Origin of the sequence: Methylobacterium indicum (genome assembly GCF_001043895.1) — a bacterium.
Taxonomy (GTDB): Bacteria; Pseudomonadota; Alphaproteobacteria; order Rhizobiales; family Beijerinckiaceae; genus Methylobacterium; species Methylobacterium indicum.
The window spans coordinates 35,991-56,346 of the sequence record NZ_JTHF01000052.1 but is presented as its reverse complement, the minus strand read 5'-3'; the positions used below and the strand labels follow the sequence as shown (position 1 = coordinate 56,346).

The window sequence follows — 20,356 nt, the reverse complement described above, 5'->3', positions numbered from 1 at the left end:
GGCTTTTCGACCCGCAGAGGCCTCGGGCATGTCGGGTTTCGGGGGAGGGCGGTGGCGATCCGTCCCCGGCTGGCCTAGGTGATCGGCCATTCCCGTCAGCCCCTGACACGCCCCGGGACCGGATGACGCCCATCATCACGATCGCCAACCTGTCGAAGACCTACGCCTCCGGTCACGCCGCGCTCAAGCGCGTCGACCTCGACGTCCGAGAGGGCGAGATCTTCGCCCTGCTGGGGCCCAACGGCGCCGGCAAGACCACCCTCATCAGCATCATCTGCGGCATCGTCACGCCGAGCGCCGGCACGGTGACGGTCGGCGGCCACGACATCCTGGCCGCCCCCCGCGCCGCGAGGCGGCTGATCGGCCTCGTGCCGCAAGAGCTGACGGCCGACGCCTTCGAGACCGTGTGGGCGACGGTGAGCTTCAGCCGCGGCCTGTTCGGGCTGAAAGCCGATCCGGCGCATATCGAGCGGATCCTGCGCGACCTCTCGCTGTGGGAGAAGCGGGACGCCAAGATCATGACCCTGTCGGGGGGCATGAAGCGGCGCGTGCTGATCGCCAAGGCGCTCTCGCACGAGCCGCGCATCCTCTTCCTCGACGAGCCGACGGCCGGCGTCGACGTGGCGCTCCGCCAGGACATGTGGCGCCTGGTGCGCCGCCTGCGCGAGCAGGGGGTCACGGTGATCCTCACCACCCACTACATCGAGGAGGCCGAGGAGATGGCCGACCGGGTGGGGGTGATCGCCAAGGGCGAGATCGTGCTGGTCGAGGAGAAGGCCGAGCTGATGCGCAAGCTCGGCCGCAAGGAGCTGACGCTCCTCCTCCACGACCCGCTCCCCGCCCTGCCGCCGGCACTGGCCGGCCATCCCCTCGCCCTGTCGCAGGACGGGACGGTGCTCACCTACACCTACGACGCCAAGGCGGAGCGCACCGGGATCACGGGTCTGCTCACCGACCTCGCCGCCTCCGGCATCCGCTTCCGCGACCTCCAGACCCGGCAGAGTTCGCTCGAGGACATCTTCGTCGATCTCGTGAAGGACCGCGCATGAACTGGCCCGCCATCCGCGCCATCTACGGCTTCGAGATGCACCGCGCCTTCCGCACGCTGCTCCAGAGCATCGTCGCGCCGGTGATCTCGACCTCGCTCTATTTCGTGGTCTTCGGCGCCGCCATCGGCGGCCGGATGACGTCGGTCGACGGGGTGCCGTACGGCGCCTTCATCGTGCCGGGGCTCATCATGCTGACGCTCCTGACCCAGAGCATCGCCAACGCCTCGTTCGGCATCTACTTCCCGCGCTTCTCCGGCACGATCTACGAGATCCTGTCGGCACCGATCTCCGCGGTCGAGATCGTCGCCGGTTATGTCGGGGCGGCGGCCACCAAGTCGATCATGCTCGGGCTGATCATCCTGGCGACCTCCGCGCTGTTCGTGCCCCTGCGCATCGAGCACCCCTTCGTGATGGTGCTCTTCCTGGTGCTCACCGCCGTCACCTTCAGCCTGTTCGGCTTCGTCATCGGCCTGTGGGCGGACGGGTTCGAGAAGCTGCAGCTCGTGCCGCTCCTCATCGTCACGCCGCTGACCTTCCTGGGCGGCAGCTTCTACTCGATCGACATGCTGCCGCCGGTCTGGCGCACGGTCAGCCTCATCAACCCGGTGGTCTACCTGATCAGCGGCTTTCGCTGGAGCTTCTACGGCCATTCCGACGTCAACCCGGCGGTGAGCCTCGGCATGGCGGTGGTCTTTCTCGTCGTCTGCCTCGCGGCCGTCGCCCGCATCTTCAAGACGGGATACAGGCTGAAAAGCTGAGAATTCGATCGGATGGTCACACGAGTGCTGAGCCCGGATGGCTTAGAGCTTGCTCAGGCAAGAACGCCTGCAAGAACGCCCGCAAGCAAGCCCGTCAGTGCCAACAGCCCTCATGATGACCCGCCCGCGACTCTCGTCCATCGCCCTCTCGGCCCTCCTCTCCGCCACGGCACCGGCCGCTGCCGAGCCGGTGCTCCGCATCGCCATGACGGCGGCCGACATCCCGACGACGACCGGCCTGCCGAATAACGGCTTCGAGGGAATGCGCTTCCTCGGCTACCCGGTCTTCGAGGGACTGGTGCTGTGGGACATCGCGCGCACCGACCGCGCCTCGGCCCTGCGGCCGGGTCTCGCCGAGCGGTGGGAGCAGGCGCCGGACGACGCGAAGACCTGGATCTTCCACCTGCGCCAGGGCGTGCGCTTCCACGACGGCACCGCCTTCGACGCCGACGCGGTGATCTGGAACCTCGACCGCTTCTTCAGGCCCGACAGCCCGCAATACGAGCCACCGGCCGCCGGAATCAGCCGGGCCCGGGCGCCGCTCCTCGCGAGTTACCGCAAGATCGACCCCCGCACCGTCGCCATCACCAGTCGCGAGCCGGTCGCCTACTTCCCCTACATGGTCGTCTACCTGCTGTTCACCTCGCCGGCGTCGTTCGAGGCGGCCGGGCGGGACTGGGCCCGGGTCGCGACGCTGCCGGCGGCCGGGACCGGGCCGTTCCGCATCGCCCGGGTGCAGCCGCGGGAGATGGTCGAGCTCGCCCGCAACGGGGAATACTGGGACGAGGCGCACCGGGCGCAGGTCGAGAAGGTGCGGCTGATGCCGATCCCGGAGGCCAATGCCCGCATCGCCGCCCTGCGGGCCGGCCAGGTCGACTGGATCGAGGCGCCCGCACCCGACGCGATCCCGTCGCTGCGCCAGGCCGGCTTCACCGTCACCACCGGCTCCTACCCGCATATCTGGCCGTGGCTCTACAACATCGGCGCCACCGGAAGCCCGCTCAAGGACGTGCGGGTGCGCCAGGCGCTGAACTACTGCATCGACCGCGACGCGCTGGTCACCCTGCTCAACGGCACCGCCGAGCCGGCCTTCGGCTGGCTCAAGCGGAGCGACCCGAATTTCGGCTCGCCGCAGAACCGCTACCGCCTCGATCCGGCCAAGGGGCGCGCGCTCCTCGCGGAGGCCGGGTTCGGCGCGGGCAAGCCGCTCACGCTCAGGCTGATGGTCTCGGCCTCGGGCTCGGGCCAGATGCAGCCGCTGCCGATGAACGAGTTCCTGCAAGAGAACCTGAAGCAGACATGCGACGTCGACGTCGCCATCGACGTGGTCGAATGGCAGGTCCTGCTCAACGCGATGCGGGCGACGCCGGACGCGCCGGCCCTGCGCGGCGCCACCGTGCTGAACATCTCCTCGACGACCTCCGACGTCGCCGTGATGGCGCGCTACTTCGGGTCGGCCAACATCGCCCCGAAGGGCTTCAACTTCGCCCAGTGGACGGATGCCGGCTTCGACACCGCGATGGCGGATGCCGCCCGCGCGCCCGATTCCGAGGCCATGGACGCGGCGATGCGGGCCGGCCACGAGCGGCTGGTCGATGACCCGCCATGGCTGTACGTTGTTCATGATCTCAACCCCAGGGCGATGTCGCCGCGGGTGAAGGGCTACGTCTCGCCCGAATCCTGGTTCGTCGACCTGACCCGGATCAGCGTTCCATGAGGCTTGCCGTGACCGATCCCGCCGCGCTGCCCGCCCACGCGCTCGCCCGGGCCATCGCCGCCCGCACGCTCTCGCCGGTCGCGGCGGTGGAGGCCCATCTCGACCGCATCGCGCGGCTCGAGCCGACGCTTCGGGCCTTCGTCGAGGTCTTCGCCGACGACGCGCGGCTCGCCGCCGAGGGCGCCGACCGGATGATCCGCGCCGGCCACGCCGTCGGCCCGCTGCACGGCGTGCCGGTGGTGCTCAAGGACCTGATCGACCTCGAGGGCCGGATCACCACCGGGGGCTCGGCGCATTTCGCCGCGCGGCGCGCGGCCGGGACCGCCACCATCGCCCGGCGGATGCTGGCGCAGGGCATGATCGTGCTCGGCAAGACCCATACGGTCGAGTTCGCCTTCGGCGGCTGGGGCACCAACCGGCGGATGGGCACGCCCCGCAACCCCTGGGATCTCGCGGTCGCCCGCACCCCCGGCGGATCGAGCAGCGGGACCGGCGTCGCCGTGGCGGCCCGGATGGCGCCCTGGGGCATCGGCACCGATACCGGCGGCTCGGTGCGGCTGCCGGCCTCGTATTGCGGGCTCACCGGCCTGAAGGCCACGATCGGGCGGATCAGCACCGCCGGGATCGTCCCGCTCAGCGCCACCCTCGACACGCCGGGGCCGATGGCGCGCTCGGTCGAAGACGTCGCGCTCCTCTACACCCTCCTCTCCGGGCCCGACCCGCTCGACCCGAACACCCGGGGCGTGGTGCCGGAAGACCCGATGCCGGGACTGCATCGCGGGGTGAGGGGCCTGCGGCTCGCCAGGATGCCGGCGGCGGAACGGGTGGGCGTTTCGTCCGAGATGCTCGACGCCTACGATGCCGCCCTCGACACCCTGGCCCGGGGCGGGGCCGAGATCGTCGAGGTGGCGCTGCCGTTCCGCTTCACCGACCTCTTGACGACCTCGGCGATCGTCGAGGCGGAGGCCTACGCGGTCAACGGCGCGGTCGCCGAGGACCGGGCCGCGCTCCTCGACGAGGACGTCCGCGGGCGCATCCTGGCGGGCGCGGGGATCACGGCGCAGGAATATCTGCGCACGCGGCGGATGCAGCGCGAGATGAATGCCGCCTTCGCCCGGGCGATGGACGGGATCGACGCGCTCCTCACCCCGACCACCGAGAGCGCGGCCATCCCCCTCGACGCGGTCGACCAGGCGGTGGCGCCCTCGCGCTTCACCCGCTTCGGCAACCTGCTCGAACTCTGCGCCCTGGCCCTGCCGAACGGCGCTACGGCGGCGGGCCTGCCGCTCTCGCTCCAGATCGTCTGCCGCGGCTACGAGGAAGCGATGGCGCTGCGAATCGGCCAGGCCTTCCAGGCGGCGACGGAGTGGCATAGGCGGGCGCCGGAATTGTAAAAGCCTGTTTGACGTGAGCAGGAGATTTTAACCCACTTTAGACCTCATCCTGAGGTGTCGGTCCATTGAAAATGGCCTGACCCCGAAGGAGGGCTTCAGAGATCACTGCGCCCGCTGGAGGTTTCCTTCGAGGTCAGTCGATTTTTCAATCGACTGACACCTCAGGATGAGGTTGCGTGATGGAGGCAAGATCGTCCGTTGACCTATTGCGTGCGTCGAACAGTCTCCAAGACCCCGAGCGTCGTGAGCGGGACGATGCTATCGATCTGAGCTGAAGAGGGCCGACTGGAACCGGCGAGAAGAAATTTCGGTTCGGCGACCAAACATTGGGTTTCCGACGCATCGATGAACGAGCGACCCGGGAGTCGCCTGTGCGCTCCGCAAGGCGAGGGTTGAAACACGGCCGGCTTGCCTTGCCCGAGCGAGCGACTGTTCGCGTCCCTTTCACCGCGGGCGGCGGACGTTCCGCTCCCCTTGGCAGCCTCTCGATCACGGCACGATGTCGCGCCAACCATGTTCCAGTGTCCAGGTCGCGCCTTCGAAAACGAAGAAGCAGCCGCCCCCTGCGACTGGCTGGCCATGGTTGCGCGAGATGCGATCGCCGAGGAGGTCGCACAGGAGCAGAGTGCCAACCCCTCCATGCGAAACGACGCAGAGGTCGCCGGGTTTATCGCCTTGGGCAGCGATGCAGTCTTGCACAGCGGCCTTGATGCGTGCCTGCGCATCGACCGCCCGCTCCCAACCCAGAACGCTCTTCTCCGGCTCGGCGAAGAAGCGCTCCACGATCTCCCAGAATCGAGGCGGCGCGACGTAGCCGGTAGCCGAGCGGTCATTCTCGCCCAGACGCGCTTCGATCGTGACGGGACACCCGTATCGCTCGTGCAGCATGTCGGCTCCGTCTCGCGCCTTACGCTCGTCGCTGACGAAGACATGGCCGATTCTGGTCGCTTCGGGTCGTGCGCAGAAAGCCGCCATGCGCTCGCGGCCTCGTGGCGATAGGCCCCAGTCAGGCACCGGGACGGCCGGATCGATGGTGACCTCGGGATGGGTGACGAAAAGCACTCTCATTCTGAGACGCCATGCTCCAGAATGGCCGGCTATGTCGGCACGCTCAAATCCCGCCTGAAAACCGAAGGCAGAAAGCAAGCCCGACGGCCTGTCTAAAAGTCACGCAGGCGGGGTTCGATACCCGCCGACCACCCGACAAACAAACTCCGAACGCCATCCATCCGGGAGCCGACCGTGAGATGCGAGGTCAGCCCCGCCGCAGCGACGCCGAATCCGGCAGCTTCTGGCGCTTGGCGCGCGCCACCGCCTGGAGCGGCTCGGGGCGCGGGGTCACCGCGTCGAGGATGTCGCGGCCGAGGGCCTGGGCGAGGCAGGCATAGCCCTGGTCGCCCATGTGGAACCGGTCCGACGACAGCATGCCGGCGAGGAGCGCCGGATCCTGGCGGTTCCAGTCCTTCATCAGGGCGTAGCGGGAGAAGACCGGTACCTCGGCCTCCTGGGCCACCGAGGCGACGAGGCCGACGAAGCGCTCGTAGCGGGCGTGGTCGGGGATCGCCGGATAGTATTGCTGGTCGAGGACGATCAGGTCGCTGCCGGCAGCGCGCACCAGGGCGACGCCCTGCTCGAGCCGGCGGCGGAACGCCGCCTCGTCGCCGCCGGTGATCGCGTCGTTGGTGCCGACCTGCCAGATCACCAGGTCGGGCTTCACCGGGCGGCCCAGGGCCTCGGCGAGGCGGGCGAGGGTCTGGTCGGCGGTCTCGCCGCCGATGCCGGCATTGGTCACCTCGACCGGCGTGCCGCGCCAGGCGCCCCGCAGGGACTGCTCCAGGAGGTGCGGGTAGGTCCGATCCGGGCCCGAGGCGCCGATCCCCTCCGTCGAGGAGGAGCCGATCGCCAGGACGCGCACCGGCTCGCGCCGGGTCACGTGCGCCTCGGTCAGCGCGAGGCTCATCCGCTCCGCCGCCGCCGGCAGGGGGGCCGGGCAAGCCGAGGCCGGACGGGCCGCGACGAGGTGACCGGCGAAGACGGCCGCCGACAGGCAGGCCAGCCGGCCGAAGCTGAACCGGAGGAGCATGGCAGATCCCGACAGGGGGGAGAGGGACCGAATCGGTCCGTATTGGTCGGGTACCACGCGGATTACGGTGGTTCCACTCGAAAATGAAGCTGAGCCAAGTCCAACCCCCAGGCTCTGCTCGGCTGGTCAGCGAAAACCGGGAGGATCACGGCGAAAGCGGCGAATCCGGCTCACTCCGGATTAAGCTTGAGCGTGTGTTGCAGCGCGAAACCTCACGCCGCCTCGGCGCCGAGCTTCTCCTTGCGGGAGGCGTTGGCCTTGTGCAGCGTGCGGACGGGATCGCCGAAATGGCGCTCCATCTCGGCGAGCGCCGGCTCGATGGCGCCGCGCTCGATCAGGTCGACGAGGAGCTGGTGCTCGTCGATCAGGGCGGCGTTCTCGCTGTAGCCGCCCATCAGCATCTGGAGGCAGAGCCGGGTCTCGGCCTGGAGCGTCGCGAAGCTGCGGGTCAGGCGCTCGCTGCCGGCCTCGTCGACGATGCGACGGTGGAACTGCATGTCGAGGTCGGCGACCTGGGCCCAGTCCTTGCGGCGCACCGCCGCCTTCATCTGGCGCACGATGCCCGCGAGGTCGCGCACCACGCCGCCGCGGTCGGGGGTCTCGAGGATGCGCCGCATGGCGACGAGTTCGAGGGAGCGGCGCACGAAGTAGATGTCGATGAGGTCGGAGGGCGCGAGTTCGGGCACGAACACGCCGCGATGCGGCTCGCTGCGCAAGAGGCCTTCCTGGATCAGGCGCTGCATCGCCTCGCGCACCGGGCCGCGGCTGACGCCGAAGGCCGAGGCCAGCTCCATCTCGTTGAGCTGGGCGCCGAGCGGGTAGCTGCCGTCGAGGATCGAGGCGCGGATCTGGCCGGCGATCTGGCCCGACAGGGTCGTGCGAGGCAGGCGCTTGGTGGCCGGCGTCCCGACCGCCGCCTTCTCCCTGTCACTCTGGCTCGCCATGCCGCTCCGCGCCCCGCTGGTCGGATCAGAAGACCGTCGTCCTAGTGCAGGACGTCCTGCAGACGATAATACGCGCCCACGAAGGGAAGGAACCAGGGCGGGCCGAAATGCCCGGGGATGGCCTTCCAGTCCCAGCCCGCGAAGGGGTTGCGCTCGGCGCGCCCCTCCAGCACCTCGGCCATGACCTGCCCCATATGGGTCGCCATCTGGGTGCCGTGGCCGCTATAGCCCATCGAGTAGTACAGCCCGTCGCGGACGCCCGCCCGGGGCAGGCGGTCGGCGGTCATGTCGACGACGCCGCCCCAGCAATAGTCGATCCGGGCGCGGGCGAGTTCCGGAAACACCTGATCGAGGGCGCGGCGCAGCACGCGGCCGCTCTTCTCGTCCGAGAGCGGGTTCGAGACCGCGAACCGGGCCCGGCCGCCGAACAGCAGCCGGTCGTCCGGGGTGACCCGGAAGTAGGTGCCGACGTTCTTGGTGTTGGTCGCCATGCGGCGGGTCGGCATCAGGCGGTCGAGCACGTCGCGCGGCAGCGGCTCGGTGACGATCACGAAGGAGCCGACCGGCACGATGCGACGGCGGAACCAGCCGAGCGGGCCGACCGTCGAGGCGCCGGTGGCCATCAGCACCTGGTTCGCCGTCAGGGTGCCGCGCGGGGTCGTGACCTCGTGGGCGGTGCCGGAGAGCCGGCGCAGGCGGGTGACGGGGGCGTTCTCGAACACCGCCGCGCCATGGCCCGCCGCCGCACGGGCGAGCCCGCGGGCGAACTTGCCGACATGCATGCCGCCGCTCTTGGCGTAGACGAGGCCGCCGTAGAAGGCGTCCGATCCGACCTCGCCGCGGATGGCGGAAGCCGGGACGAGGTGGGTGTCCGGGTCGGCCTTCGGCGACAGCGCCTCGTAGGTGCGCTGGAGCTTGTCGAAATGCTCGGGCTTGGCCGCCAGCTTGATCTTGCCGGTGCGGCGGAAATCGCAGTCGATCCCCTCTTCGCGGACCAGCCGCTCGACGCTGTCCACCGCCGCGTCGTAGGCGTGGTAGAGCGCCGCGGCCCGCTCCTCACCGAACCGGGCCGCGATGGCGCGGTAATCCGACGCGAAGCCGTTGTTGCACTGGCCGCCGTTGCGGCCGGACGCCGCGCCGCCGACGCCCTCGGCCTCCAGCACCGCCACCCGGGCGCCGCGCTTCGACAGCGCGAGCGCCGCCGAGAGCCCGGTGAAGCCCGCCCCCACCACCGCGACGTCGTAGCGTCCCTCCGACGGGCCGGGGCTGCCGGCCGTGAAGGGCGGCGCGGTCTCGAGCCAGTAGGATGCGAGCTTCATCGGTGACGACCCGGTACGGATGGACGACGCCAGGGCATCGGCCTCGGCTTAAGCCATCATCATTCTTATCGTAGGATTGTCAACAATTATGCGATGACCGAGCCGGAATGCGGCCGGCCATCGTCCCGGCCGGTCGTCACGCCTCGTCGGGAATCTCCATGTCGAGGAGCGCCGCGCTCAGGCCCTTGCCGTGGGCGTCGAGCGCCAGCGAGCGGGTGACGCCGCCGCCGAGCGCCTGCGCCATCACGAAGTTGAGGGCGCCGAGAGTCGGCAGGGCGTAGCGGACGACCTCGCCGTGGACGATGCCGGCGAAGTGGGCCCGCACCCGCTCGGGCGTGACGTGGCGCTCCAGGCGCGGGTAGTCGGCCGGGTCGATGGCGATCAGCGAGACGTTGGCGGTGTTGCCCTTGTCGCCGGTGCGAGAATGGGCGAGCGTGCGCAGCTTCATCGGGTGTCTCCTCACGCCTCGATCATCCGCACGCTCGGCCGGGCGAGCTCGGCCGGCACCAGCACCGAGACGACGCCGACGACCTCGCGGGCCGATTTCCAGGCCCCGCCGCCACCGGCCGGCCCGTTGGTGTAGAGGGTCTCGACCTCGTTGCCGATCCGCGCCGCCTCGCCGAGGCTGCCGCAGCGCCCGGCGACCCGGATGCGGACCTCGTAGGGCTCCGGCGCCCCGGCGGCGCGGCCCGGCCCGTGCAGGGAATCGACGCCGATCAGGTCGAAGCGCAGCTCGCTCGCCGTCACGCCGGTCAGGTCCAGGCGCTCGCGGACGATGTCGAGGGCGAGGCGGCCCCGCGCGGCGGCACCCGGCCCCGCATAGGAGATCTGGCCCTCGCCGATATAGGAGTCGATCAGCCCGACCGAGACCTTGAGCAATCCGGTCGCCGGCGTGCCGCGCCCGCCGGTCACCCGCACCCGATCGGGACCGACCGCCTCCATGGTCACGTGCGAAAAGTCCGCCACCACGTCGGGCTGGAGATAGCGGGCGGGGTCGTGGACCTCGTAGAGGAGCTGCTCCTTGCAGGTGGCGAGCGTCACCTGCCCGCCAGAGCCCGCGACCTTGGTGATCTCGATGTCGCCGTCCTGCGTCACGATGCCGATGGGGAAGCCGAGGCGGGAGAGGCCCGCCACGTCCTTCACCCCCGGATCGGCGAAGTAGCCGCCGGTGATCTGGCCGGCGCATTCGAGGAGATGGCCGGCGAGCGTGCCGCGGCCGAGGCGGTCCCAGTCGTCGTCTGCCCAGCCGAAGGCGTGGATGAGCGGCGCGAGGAAGAGCGCCGGATCGCCGACCCGGCCGGTGACGACGACGTCGGCGCCCCGGGCCAGCGCCTCGACGATGGGGCCGGCGCCGAGATAGGCGTTGGCCGAGATCACCCGGTTGCCGAGGTCGCGCACCCGGCCGCCGGTCTCGAGGACCTCGTAGTCGCCGGCGCCCACCGCCTCCAGCACGTCGTCGCCGATCACCGCCGCGATCTTCAGACCGACGAGGCCGAGGTCGCGGGCGATCGCCCGGGTCTTCTCGGCGGCGGCGAGCGGGTTGGCCGCCCCCATGTTGGTGACGATGCGGGTGCCGTTCCGGCGGCACGGCGCCAGCACCGCCCGCATGCGGGCCTCCAGCAGGGGATCGTAGCCGGCGGCGGGATCGCGCAGGCGGGCCTGCTGGGCGAGCGCGATGGTGCGCTCGGCCAGGCACTCGAAGACGAGGTAGTCGAGGGCGCCGTGCTCGGCGAGCTCGACCGCGGGCTCGATCCGGTCGCCGGCATAGCCGGCCCCGGCCCCCAGGCGGATGGACTTCATCGACTCTCTTCCTCGGTTGCCCCCGGCGAGGACGTCCGGCGCATCGGCGCCGACGCCCGTTCGGGCCTGCACGGCGCCCTGCGGGTGCCGCGGACTCATAATGGGAAGACCCCGAAGGCGACGGCCGCGAAGGTCATCACCACGGAGGCCGCGAGCAGGAACGGAAACGTGAACTTCTGGTGGTCGGCGAGGTCGATCCCGCACAACCCGCAGACCAGGAAGGTCGCGGGAGTCAGCGGGCTCACCGGGAATCCGGTGGTCATCTGGCCGAGCAGCGCGCCCTGCGCGACCTGGAGCGGCGGCACACCGAGCTGATGGGCGACCTCGGCCACCACCGGCAGCACGCCGAAATAGAACGAGTCGGGGTCGAACAGCATGCTGAGCGGCATCGAGACGAGGCCGAGCGCGAAGGGGATGTGCGGCGCGAGGCCGGGGGGCACGAAGGCTACCGCCCCCTGCGCCATCGCCTTCAGCATGCCGGTGCCCTGCATGATGCCGGTGAACACGCCGGCGGCCAGCAGGATCGACGCCATCAGGATCGCCGCCTTGGCGTGCGCGTCGATGCGCTGGCGCTGGGCGTCCACGCTCGGGTAGTTGATGATCAGCGCGAGCGCCGTGCCGAGCATGAACATCAGGGCCGGCGGGATCTTCTCCGCCATCAGCACCATCGTGCCGAGCACCGCGAGGGTGAGGACGAGGTTCAGCCAGAACCGGTCCGGGCGCCGCAGGGCCCGCTCGGCATCGCTCAAGACCCGCGTCCCGGCGGCCACGGCCTCGACGGCGCCGGCACGCGCCAGCGTGAGCCGGCGCTCCTCGCGCAGGCCGAGCCAGTACGAGACGGCGAAGATGAAGACGAGACCCACCGCCTGCACCGGCACCAGCGGCGTGAAGATGTCGGGAATCGGCAGCTTCAGCGCCGCCGAGGCGCGGATCATCGGCCCGGTCCAGGGCAGGAAGTTGACGCCCGCCGCGAGCGAGGCCGCGCAGGCGAGGATGCGCCGGTCGATCCCGACCCGGTCGTAGAGCGGCAGCATGGCGGGAATCGTGATGAGGAACGTCACCGCGCCCGAGCCGTCGAGATGGATCAGCAGCGCGAGCAGCGTCGTGCCCGGCACGATCCGGCTCGGCCGCGTACCGACGGTCGCGAGGATCCGGTCGATGATCGGGTCGAGCAGGCCGGCATCGCTGACGATCCCGAAGAACAGGATCGCGAACACGAACATGCCGACGACCGGCGCCAGGTTCTGGATGCCGGTGAGCACGAACTTGCCGGTCCCGAGCCCGAAGCCGCCGACGAGGGCGGCGGCGACCGGGATCACGATCAGCGCCACGAGGGGCGACAGGCGCTTGGTGAGAATGGCCGCGAGCAACAACGCGATGGTGCACAGGCCGAGCAGGGCCAGCATCGCTTCCTCCCAGGGTTCGGCGCTCGGGACGTGGCGCCGTTGAGAACCGCGGGATCACACCTCAAGGGTGACGATCTAACAATTGAAAAGATCGGATCGTCCGGATAGCGTTTCGTTATGGATCTCAACCTGCGCCACGTCCGGGCCTTCGTGTCGGTGGCGCATCTGCGCAGCTTCACCCGGGCGGCCGCGCTCCTGAACCTGTCGCAGCCGGCGCTCACGGTGCAGATCCGCCGCCTGGAGGAGGCGCTGGCGGTGCGCCTCCTCGACCGCACCAGCCGCAGCGTCGCGCCGACCCGGGCCGGACGCGAATTGCTGCCGGTCTTCCAGCGCGTGCTGCGCGAGCTCGACAGCGTGGTGGTCGATACCCGCGACCTTGCCGCGCGCCGCCACGGCATCGTCAGGATCGCGGCGCTGCCCTCGGTGGCGGCGGGCCTCCTGCCGGACGCGATCGCGGGGTTTCGCGCCGCGCATCCGCGAATGGGCTTCGTCGTCAAGGACGTGATCGCCGAGCGGGTGCTCGCCCTGGTGCGCCAGGAGGAGGTCGATCTCGGCGTCACCGGCGGCGAGGTCCGCGATTCCGACGTGACGGTGCTCGCCCGCGCGGCGGATCGGCTGCACGTCGTCTACCCGGCGGGCCACCCGATCGGGGAGGTCGCGGCCGTGACGCTGGAGGCCCTGGCCGAGCACCCGCTGGTGCTGATGGACGCCGCGACCAGCGTGCGCGGCGTGGTCGACGCCGCCTTCGTGGCCGCGGGCCGCCGGCCCGTCACCGCCTGCGAGGCGACCTACATGATGACGGCGGTCGGGATGGTGCGGGCCGGGCTCGGCCTCACCATCCTGCCGGGCTCGGCCCGCGAGATCCGGGCCGAGCCCGGCCTCCTCTCACGCCCGATCTCCGAGGCGAGCTTTTCCCGCCCAGTCTGCCTGATCGCCAAGGCCGGCCGCACGCTGCCGGCCGCCGCCGAGGATTTCTTGGAGGAGGTGATTCCCGCCCTGGAAGCGGAGTTCGCGGGGGGCGGGTGAGAGAGAGCCGCCTCAGGTCCAGTACAGCACCCGCGCCATCGGCAGCCGCTCCGCGAGCGCCCGGGTCAGTGCCCCGCGCATCTCCCGCATCAGCTCGGCGGGATACACGTATTTCACCGAGCCGAACTTGGTGAACTTGCGGCTGCGCTCGGCCTCGCGCATCGGCAGGTCGGAGCCCGGATACCAGCCCTCCAGCACCGTCTTCGAGCCGGGGGTGAAGCGGTGGGTGATCAGTTCCGCGGTGAGGTCGAGGTCGGGCACGCCTTCGAGCGCCCCGGCGGCCTGGGCGAACAGGTCGTCGTAGGCCGTGCGCCAATCCGGCAGGGGCAGGATCGGCGCGACCGTGAGGCCGACCGGGTAGCCCGCCCGGGCGACGGCGCCGAGGGCCGAGAGCCGTTCGCGCAGGGGGGCGGTGCCGCCCTCGAAGCGGCTGGCCGCCGCGGGGTTGACCGAGAAGCGCAGCCGCGTGCGGCGCCGGTGGTCGAGGCCGAGCAGCGGCTCGACCGCGGCGAACTTGGTGGTCGCGCGCAGGCTCACCGGGGCGTCCCAGGCGCCGAAATGCCGGATCGCCGCCGAGAGCGAGCCGGTCAGGTGCTCGATGCCGAGGGGATCGGTGTAGCACGAGGCCTCGAAGCTCGTGCCCTCCTGCGCCCGCTCCGCGCTCGCCGAGGTGACGCCGCCGTGCCCGACATAGGCCGCGAGGTTCGACAGGATCTCCGGCAGGTTGGCGTAGACCCGGGTCACCGGCGGGCCCGCGAGCGAGCCGGCGAGGTAGCAGTACTGGCAATGGGCCGGGCAGCCCTCGGCGAGATCGACCCGCCAGTCGGCGCTCGGCGGGATCGGTTGCAGCTTCAGCTTGGCGGGCGGGGCCACCACCACCGCCAGCGTATTCTTGGCCTCGATATAGGCCCGGCGCGGATCGGGATGGCGCAGGCCGGTGAGGCGGTTGCCGGGCAGGGCCTCGACGGGCAGGCCCAGCGCCTCGGCCCGGGCCAGGATCGCCCGGCCGTGGGCGTGCTCCCGCGCCGCCGCCGTGACGACGACCCGTCGCGGGCGCCAGAGGCGGGCCGCGCGGAGGGAGGCGGGATCGTGGACGCTCATGCTCCACGAACGCGCGGAGCCGGCCCGAAGGTCCCGCCCGTTCGCTGACGGGCGGGTCGCGGTCGTGAACGGCGGTTCCTAATGCCGGGCCTCGGGCCGCACCGTGTAGGTGCCGCCGCGGATGCGCTCGGGAAATCCTTCCGCGTAGCGAGCGGTGGCTTCCTCGCCGTAGGTCTGCACGAGTTCCTGGAAGGCCGCGAACAGGGCGGCCTGGGCCATGCAGTCGCCGTCGAGCCCGTCCAGGCAGCCTTCCGCGAAGGCTTCCGAGACGTAGCTCAGGGCGGCGCGCTTCGCGTCCTGATCGGAGTGGAGCTCGGGCTCGTAGGTTTCGAAATCGGTCATCGACAGCCTTGAGATCGGGTCTCTGGAGGAGAACGGCGGTCTCGAATCCGCAGCGGCCTCAGGTGATGACCCGATTCATAGGATCTCTGCCGGGCGCGAGCCAGCAAGGAATTGCGAAGAGGTTAACGGCGCCGCGAGAATGCCTCTCTCTTCGACACCGCCGCCACAGCTGTGGCGGCCTGGCAACAGGATCGGCGTCAGCCGCCGAACCGGCCGGCGAGGGCGACCGACAGCCGCTCGCCCTCGCCGATGAAGCGGGTCGCCGCCTCGACCGCCGAGGGAGTGCAGACCCGGTAGGTGACCGCGTAGCCGCCGTAGCCGCGGTTGTAGGCCCCGGCCAGGCGGTCGCGCCGGCCCTGGCTGGTCCCCTCGGAATCGAGCAGCGCCTTCATGCGGGCGGGCCATTCCGCGGCGTCGGGATGGCCACACAACTCGCGCAGGAAGCTCAGCGCGCCGATAATCTCCGACAAACGCAGCAGGTCGCGGTCGTAGGGAGCGGGCGCATCGGGTGGCGGAGCTGGGGCGGGAGCTTCCTTCTCGGGCGGCTTGGTCGCCTCCGGTGGCTTGGCGCCCGGTTTCGGCCGGGTCTGGGCGAGGGCGGGCGAGGCCGCGAGCAGGCAGGCGGCGAGCACCGCGGCGCGCGCACCGAGCGACGGGGACCGCCTCATGCGCCGTTCCCCACGGTGGCGAGGGCCAGGGCGATCACGCCGTGCAGCCCCTCGGTGGTCGGCAAGTCATGGGCTTCCTCGGGCGTCACCCAGCGCAGGGCCAGGGCCTCCGGCCCGGTCGTCGGCTCGCCGGAGCGCCAGCGGGCGGCGTGGGGATGGATCACGAAATGGTGCAGCACCGCGCCCTCGGCGTCGCGGCCGATCACCTCGAGGGGAGGCAGGCCGGCGACGATCTCGGCCACCACCCCGACCTCCTCGTGCAATTCGCGCAAGGCCGCCTCGGCCAGGGTCTCGCCGGCCTCCACCTGGCCGCCCGGCAGGGTGTAGACCCCGCGCATCGGCGCCTGGCCCCGGGCGGCGAGCAGCACGCGACCATCGCGCACCACGGCCACCGAGGCGGCGACGAAGGGGCGTAGAGGGTAGCGCCGGCGCCAGGCCGCGTCGTCGGACTCGGCATTCACGGCCGCGCATCCCCGTCCTGCACGCTCGCCAGACGCCCGTCGGCCAGCGCCACCACCACGGCGGCACCGCGCCCAGCGCCCAGCACCGCGAGGCCGGCCCCGACCGGCGCCGGCAGGGCCGCACGGGCCCGCTCGTCCAGCGTATCGGCCGACAGGTAGGCGAGCGCCTTGTGGTCGCCCGTCGTCAGCACCCACTCGCCCTCGCCGAGGGCGGCGCCGGGAGCGGAGAAGCCCGCGCCGCCGCGCGCCTGCCGCACGGGCGTACCGCCGGCCAAGGCCCAGCTCTCGGGCCGGCCGTCGCCGCGCACCAGCAGGGCGGCGGGCTTCGGGCCCGGGCGGGCGGCCGCGAGGGTCGCGGGACCCGGTTCGGGCGGGGTGGCGCCCCGCACCTGCCAGGCGCCGTCCCGGCGCCCGATCAGCGCGAGGCTCGCGCCCTCCGGCCGCTCGCTCACCGCGAGCAGGTTCGTCGCGCCGTCGATCTCGACCGGCCGCAGGGCGTCCGCGGAGAAGACCGCGCCGGGGCCCGGCGACACGGTGCTGGTCGCGACCGGCACCGGCTTCGGGTCGGCGCTCATCGCCACCGGCTGGCGCTCGCGCAGGGTGAGGCTCGCCGCGCCCTTGCGCCCGTCCGGCCCGGTTCCCGGGCCCGACAGGTAGGCGCTCAAGGGACCCGCCAGCACCCGACGCGAACCCGGCACCGCGCCCTTCGGCGTCTCGCCGGCGGTCAGGCCCTCGATCGCGTCGAGGGGCAGGGGGATCACCGTCACTCGGTCGCCCGTCAGGGTGACGACCGCCGCGCCGGTCTCGCCCCAGGCGACCGCCAGCGGCCCGGGCTTGCGGGGCAGCTGCGGCAGGCCGGCGGTGGATACGGCGAGCGCCGCCTCGCTGCCGGCGTCGCGCAGCTGCGTCACCCGGAACGGCAGGTCGAGGAGCGCGACCCGCGGCTCGGCGGCGGCGGGGGAGGCGAGAAGCAGGAGCGCGAGGGCGAACGCCGCCCGCTCAGACATGCTGGCCGCCGTTGATGTGCAGCTCGGCGCCGTTCACGTAGGACGAGGCCTCGGTGCACAGGAAGTAGATCGCCTTGGCGACCTCGTCGGGGGTGCCGAGGCGGCGCTGCGGGATCTGCGCCACCAGCTTGTCGGTGCCGGGCGACAGGATCGAGGTGTCGATCTCGCCCGGCGAGATCGCGTTCACCCGCACGCCGAGCGGGCCGAAATCGGCCGCCATCTCGCGGGTGAGGCCGGCGAGCGCCGCCTTGGAGGTGGCGTAGGCCGCCCCCGCGAAGGGATGGACGCGCGAGCCCGCGATCGACGTCACGTTGACGATCGAGCCGCGGGCCCGGGTCAGCTCGCCGCACAGGCCGCGGGCGAGCAGGATGGGGGCGAAGAAGTTGACCTGAAAAACCCGCTGCCAGTCGGAGAACGGGGTATCGATGGCGCCCAGCCGCGCGCCGCCCGCTCCCTTCGGCGAGATGCCGGCATTGTTGACGAGCGCGTGGAGCAGCCCGCCCTCGGCTTCGAGCCGCCCGGCCACCTCCTCGACGGCGCGCACGGTGTCCGAGGGATCGGCGAGGTCGACCTGCAGGTGATCCTCGGGTCCCATCTCCCAGGGGCAGTTCTCCGGGAAGGGGTGGCGCGAGCAGGTGATGACGCGCCAGCCCGCCGCCGAGAAGCGCTTGACGGTGGCATGGCCGATGCCCCGGCTCGCGCCGGTGAGCAGCATCACGCGGCGGCGTTCGTTCGACGGTTGGGCCACGGCCGTTCCTCGGGATGTCCGGTGCGAGCGCCGCCGGTCGTATGGGGCGCGAAGAGCCTCAGGGTAGGGCCCGGCGACCCGGAAATCCAGGGCTCGCCGCGCCGCAGCAAAGGTTGCGCGTCAGGGACGCGTCGGCCTCGGAGGTGCCGGGGCTCAGGGGTAGAGCCGATTGCCGGCCCAGCCCTCGCCCTCCCGGGTGAAGCGCACCCGGTCGTGCAGGCGGTAGGCGCCGTCCTGCCAGAACTCCATGGTCACCGGGGCGATGCGGTAGCCGGTCCAGTGCGGCGGGCGCGGCACCGCCTCGTCGGGAAAGCGGGCGCGCACCTCGTCCACCGCCCGGATCAGGGCGTCGCGGCTCTCCAGCGGCTGCGACTGGCGGCTCGCCCAGGCGCCGAGACGGCTGTCGCGGGGGCGCGAGGCGTAATAGGCGTCGGCTTCGGCGTCCGAGACCTTCGTCACCGGCCCGCGGGCCCGGACTTGGCGGCGCAGGCTCTTCCAGTGCAGCACCAGGGCGGCCTGCGGGTTGTCGGCGAGCTCCTGCCCCTTCATCGACAGGGTGTTGGTGTAGAACACGAATCCGCGCTCGTCGGCGTCCTTCAGGAGGACGATGCGCACGTCCGGCAGCCTGTCGGCGCCGCTGGTCGCGAGCGCCATGGCGTTGGGATCCTCCGGCTCGGAGGCCTGCGCGTCGGCAAACCATTGCCGGAACAGGCCCCACGGATCCGGGTTCTGCGTGAAATCACCCTTCGTTAACCCGTCCACGGCATCGTCCTTACCCAATTGGCACTCCGTTCGAGTGCCGCTGTGACAACCGAACCGGGGGCGGGTCGGCGTCGCAAGGTGATGCGTCGCGGCGGGCCGTCCGGTCTTGAGATTAGGTGTAATGCGTCGCGGTGCGTGTAAAGTCGGTTCGGTGACGCTCGGGCTCGCCTGCGCGGCGGGCGTGCTCGGCGGCGTCCTGGCGCTCGGCGGCTGCAGCCAGCCGCTCATCATGTTCACCCCGCAGGTGGACGCGGCCCCGCCGGAGCCCGAGAGCACCGGCAGCATCGAGCCGGCGGCGCCGAAGAGTTTCGGCTCCGACCTCTCGGGCGAGGATTGGCGCCGGGCCAAGGCGGCCCTCTCCGTCGCCCTCGACCCGCAGGGCAACGGCCAGCCGGTGAAGTGGGACAACCCGGATTCGGGCATGCGCGGCATGATCAACCCGACCGGGCTGCCCTTCGTGAAGAACGACGAGATCTGCCGCGGCTTCCTCGCCTCGGTGATCGGGCCGGGCAGCAACCGCTTCGTGCGCGGCACCGGTTGCCGTCCGTCCGGCGGCGCCTGGGAGCTCAAGAGCCTCAAGGCCTCGACGAAGCCGGGCTGAGCCGGATCGTTGGCGCTCGCGCGGGAAGTGACGTAACCTCGCGGCGTCCCGCTCCGCCTGCGTTGCAATCCGGCAACAGGGTCGCCAGATAGGGCTCATCTCTTTCAAGCCGCGGCCCCGCTCCCGCCCGTGACGCGCCGGATCGGAGCCGCTCGAATCGCCATCGGATCGCCATGCGCAACCCATACGACGTACTCGGCGTGAGCCGTTCGGCCGACGAGGCGGAGATCAAGAAGGCCTTCCGCAAGCTCGCCAAGGCCTACCACCCCGACCGCAACAAGAACGACGCCAAGGCGCAGGACCGCTTCTCGGAGGTCAACCAAGCCTACGAGATCCTGGGCGACGCCAAGAAGCGCGAGCAGTTCGACCGCGGCGCCATCGACGGCGACGGCAAGCCCCGCTTCACCGGCTTCGAGGGCTTCGGCGGCGGCGCCGGGCGCGGCGGCGGGGCCGGCGGGTTCGACTTCGAATCGATGGCGCGCGGCCGGGGCGGCGCGGGCGGCGGGGCCGCCGGCGGCTTCGGCGAAGAAATCTTCTCGCACCTGTTCGGCGAGGCGTTCCGCTCCGGCGGGGCCGGCCGCGGCGCGCCCCAGAAGGGCGAGGACGTGGCCGCCGAGCTGACGGTCGGCCTCGATCAGGTGGTGGGGGAGGCCAAGCTCCGCCTCAACCTGCCGAGCGGCCGCGAGGTCGACGTGGTGGTGCCCAAGGGCGTGGTCGACGGGCAGGTCATCCGCCTGCGCGGCCTCGGTTATCCGGGTGCCCACGGCGCCGAGCCGGGCGACGCGCTCCTCACCATCCGCTTCGCGCCCGATTCGCGCTTCCAGATCGAGGGCGCGGACCTGCGCACCTCCGCCGAGGTGCCGCTCGAGGATGCGGTGCTCGGCGGGCCGATCCGGATCCAGACCCTGACCGGCGCGGTCGAGATGAAGATCCCGCCCATGACCAGCTCCGGCCGGGTCTTCCGCCTGCGCGGCAAGGGCCTGCCGAAGAAGGACGGCACCCGCGGCGACCTTCTGGCCACCATCGCCGTCACCCTGCCGGCGACCGCCGACGAGGCCCTGACCGAGTTCGCCCGCAAGCGCCGGGCGGCGGCCGCGGCGAGCTGAACCGCGGGTTGCGCGCGGCATTACCGGAGCCGGCGCACTTCCGTCGCCCGCGGGCGTCGGTTAA

21 protein-coding genes are annotated in these 20,356 nt (G+C 71.5%); 7 read left to right on the top strand and 14 right to left on the bottom strand.

Annotated features, from left to right (window positions below; translation table 11 throughout):
• The first annotated feature begins 122 nt into the window (after positions 1-122).
• From QR78_RS06710 to QR78_RS06695, 4 genes are all read left to right on the top strand, one after another.
• Positions 123-1,049 (top strand): ABC transporter ATP-binding protein, encoded by a 927-nt coding sequence (locus QR78_RS06710; protein WP_048426724.1) that lies wholly within the window; start codon positions 123-125, stop codon positions 1,047-1,049.
• On the top strand, positions 1,046-1,807 hold the full coding sequence (locus QR78_RS06705; RefSeq protein WP_048426723.1) for an ABC transporter permease: 762 nt from the start codon (positions 1,046-1,048) through the stop codon (positions 1,805-1,807). Before QR78_RS06710 ends, QR78_RS06705 begins: the two co-directional genes overlap by 4 nt.
• Positions 1,808-1,922: 115 nt before the next feature.
• Complete coding sequence (locus tag QR78_RS06700) at positions 1,923-3,524, top strand: ABC transporter substrate-binding protein (protein ID WP_048426747.1); 1,602 nt, start codon at positions 1,923-1,925, stop codon at positions 3,522-3,524.
• Positions 3,521-4,918 (top strand): amidase, encoded by a 1,398-nt coding sequence (locus QR78_RS06695; RefSeq protein ID WP_048426722.1) that lies wholly within the window; start codon positions 3,521-3,523, stop codon positions 4,916-4,918. The genes QR78_RS06700 and QR78_RS06695 overlap by 4 nt, the downstream gene beginning before the upstream one ends.
• Before the next feature lie 489 nt (positions 4,919-5,407).
• Here the strand turns inward: QR78_RS06695 and QR78_RS06690 are convergent, their stop codons facing one another.
• The 7 genes from QR78_RS06690 to QR78_RS06660 all read right to left on the bottom strand — a co-directional run bounded on the left by QR78_RS06690 (position 5,408) and on the right by QR78_RS06660 (position 12,470).
• A complete protein-coding gene (locus QR78_RS06690; RefSeq protein ID WP_048426721.1) occupies positions 5,408-5,986 on the bottom strand; it encodes a histidine phosphatase family protein in 579 nt (192 codons plus the stop codon).
• Positions 5,987-6,173: 187 nt separating this feature from the next.
• On the bottom strand, positions 6,174-7,001 hold the full coding sequence (locus QR78_RS06685) for an SGNH/GDSL hydrolase family protein (RefSeq protein ID WP_053220821.1): 828 nt from the start codon (positions 6,999-7,001) through the stop codon (positions 6,174-6,176).
• Positions 7,002-7,213: 212 nt separating this feature from the next.
• The gene (locus QR78_RS06680) at positions 7,214-7,945 is read right to left on the bottom strand and encodes a GntR family transcriptional regulator (RefSeq protein ID WP_048426720.1); all 732 of its coding nucleotides are present in this window, start codon (positions 7,943-7,945) and stop codon (positions 7,214-7,216) included.
• A 41-nt stretch (positions 7,946-7,986) separates the two neighbouring features.
• A complete protein-coding gene (locus tag QR78_RS06675) occupies positions 7,987-9,264 on the bottom strand; it encodes an NAD(P)/FAD-dependent oxidoreductase (protein WP_048426719.1) in 1,278 nt (425 codons plus the stop codon).
• A gap of 136 nt (positions 9,265-9,400) precedes the next feature.
• Positions 9,401-9,712: an AtuA-related protein gene (locus QR78_RS06670; RefSeq protein WP_048426718.1), complete on the bottom strand. Its 312-nt coding sequence runs from the start codon at positions 9,710-9,712 to the stop codon at positions 9,401-9,403.
• A gap of 11 nt (positions 9,713-9,723) precedes the next feature.
• Positions 9,724-11,064, bottom strand: a complete 1,341-nt coding sequence (locus tag QR78_RS06665) for an acyclic terpene utilization AtuA family protein (protein ID WP_048426717.1) — start codon at positions 11,062-11,064, stop codon at positions 9,724-9,726.
• Positions 11,065-11,159: 95 nt separating this feature from the next.
• Positions 11,160-12,470, bottom strand: coding sequence for a CitMHS family transporter (locus tag QR78_RS06660; protein WP_048426716.1), 1,311 nt, complete (start codon positions 12,468-12,470; stop codon positions 11,160-11,162).
• Between the two features lie 117 nt (positions 12,471-12,587).
• Here QR78_RS06660 and QR78_RS06655 point away from each other — a divergent pair, with 117 nt between their 5' ends.
• A complete protein-coding gene (locus QR78_RS06655; protein ID WP_048426715.1) occupies positions 12,588-13,496 on the top strand; it encodes a LysR family transcriptional regulator in 909 nt (302 codons plus the stop codon).
• Between the two features lie 12 nt (positions 13,497-13,508).
• On the opposite strand, the gene QR78_RS06650 is transcribed toward QR78_RS06655, so the two are convergent.
• The 7 genes from QR78_RS06650 to pdxH form a co-directional block, all read right to left on the bottom strand.
• Positions 13,509-14,597 (bottom strand): spore photoproduct lyase family protein, encoded by a 1,089-nt coding sequence (locus QR78_RS06650; RefSeq protein WP_048426714.1) that lies wholly within the window; start codon positions 14,595-14,597, stop codon positions 13,509-13,511.
• 78 nt (positions 14,598-14,675) lie between these two features.
• On the bottom strand, positions 14,676-14,939 hold the full coding sequence (locus tag QR78_RS06645) for a hypothetical protein (protein ID WP_048426713.1): 264 nt from the start codon (positions 14,937-14,939) through the stop codon (positions 14,676-14,678).
• Between the two features lie 197 nt (positions 14,940-15,136).
• A complete protein-coding gene (locus tag QR78_RS06640; RefSeq protein WP_048426712.1) occupies positions 15,137-15,607 on the bottom strand; it encodes a TIGR02301 family protein in 471 nt (156 codons plus the stop codon).
• Positions 15,604-16,068 (bottom strand): NUDIX hydrolase, encoded by a 465-nt coding sequence (locus tag QR78_RS06635; RefSeq protein WP_048426711.1) that lies wholly within the window; start codon positions 16,066-16,068, stop codon positions 15,604-15,606. Before QR78_RS06635 ends, QR78_RS06640 begins: the two co-directional genes overlap by 4 nt.
• Positions 16,065-17,075, bottom strand: coding sequence for a hypothetical protein (locus tag QR78_RS06630; protein ID WP_048426710.1), 1,011 nt, complete (start codon positions 17,073-17,075; stop codon positions 16,065-16,067). Before QR78_RS06630 ends, QR78_RS06635 begins: the two co-directional genes overlap by 4 nt.
• Complete coding sequence (locus QR78_RS06625; protein ID WP_048426745.1) at positions 17,068-17,790, bottom strand: SDR family NAD(P)-dependent oxidoreductase; 723 nt, start codon at positions 17,788-17,790, stop codon at positions 17,068-17,070. Before QR78_RS06625 ends, QR78_RS06630 begins: the two co-directional genes overlap by 8 nt.
• Positions 17,791-17,976: 186 nt before the next feature.
• Positions 17,977-18,603 (bottom strand): pyridoxamine 5'-phosphate oxidase, encoded by a 627-nt coding sequence (gene pdxH, locus QR78_RS06620; protein WP_244276355.1) that lies wholly within the window; start codon positions 18,601-18,603, stop codon positions 17,977-17,979.
• Positions 18,604-18,706: 103 nt separating this feature from the next.
• Between pdxH and QR78_RS06615 the strand changes: the two genes are divergently transcribed.
• A complete protein-coding gene (locus QR78_RS06615; RefSeq protein WP_048426708.1) occupies positions 18,707-19,186 on the top strand; it encodes an RT0821/Lpp0805 family surface protein in 480 nt (159 codons plus the stop codon).
• Positions 19,187-19,359: 173 nt separating this feature from the next.
• On the top strand, positions 19,360-20,292 hold the full coding sequence (locus QR78_RS06610; RefSeq protein WP_048426707.1) for a DnaJ C-terminal domain-containing protein: 933 nt from the start codon (positions 19,360-19,362) through the stop codon (positions 20,290-20,292).
• The last annotated feature ends 64 nt before the right edge of the window (positions 20,293-20,356 follow it).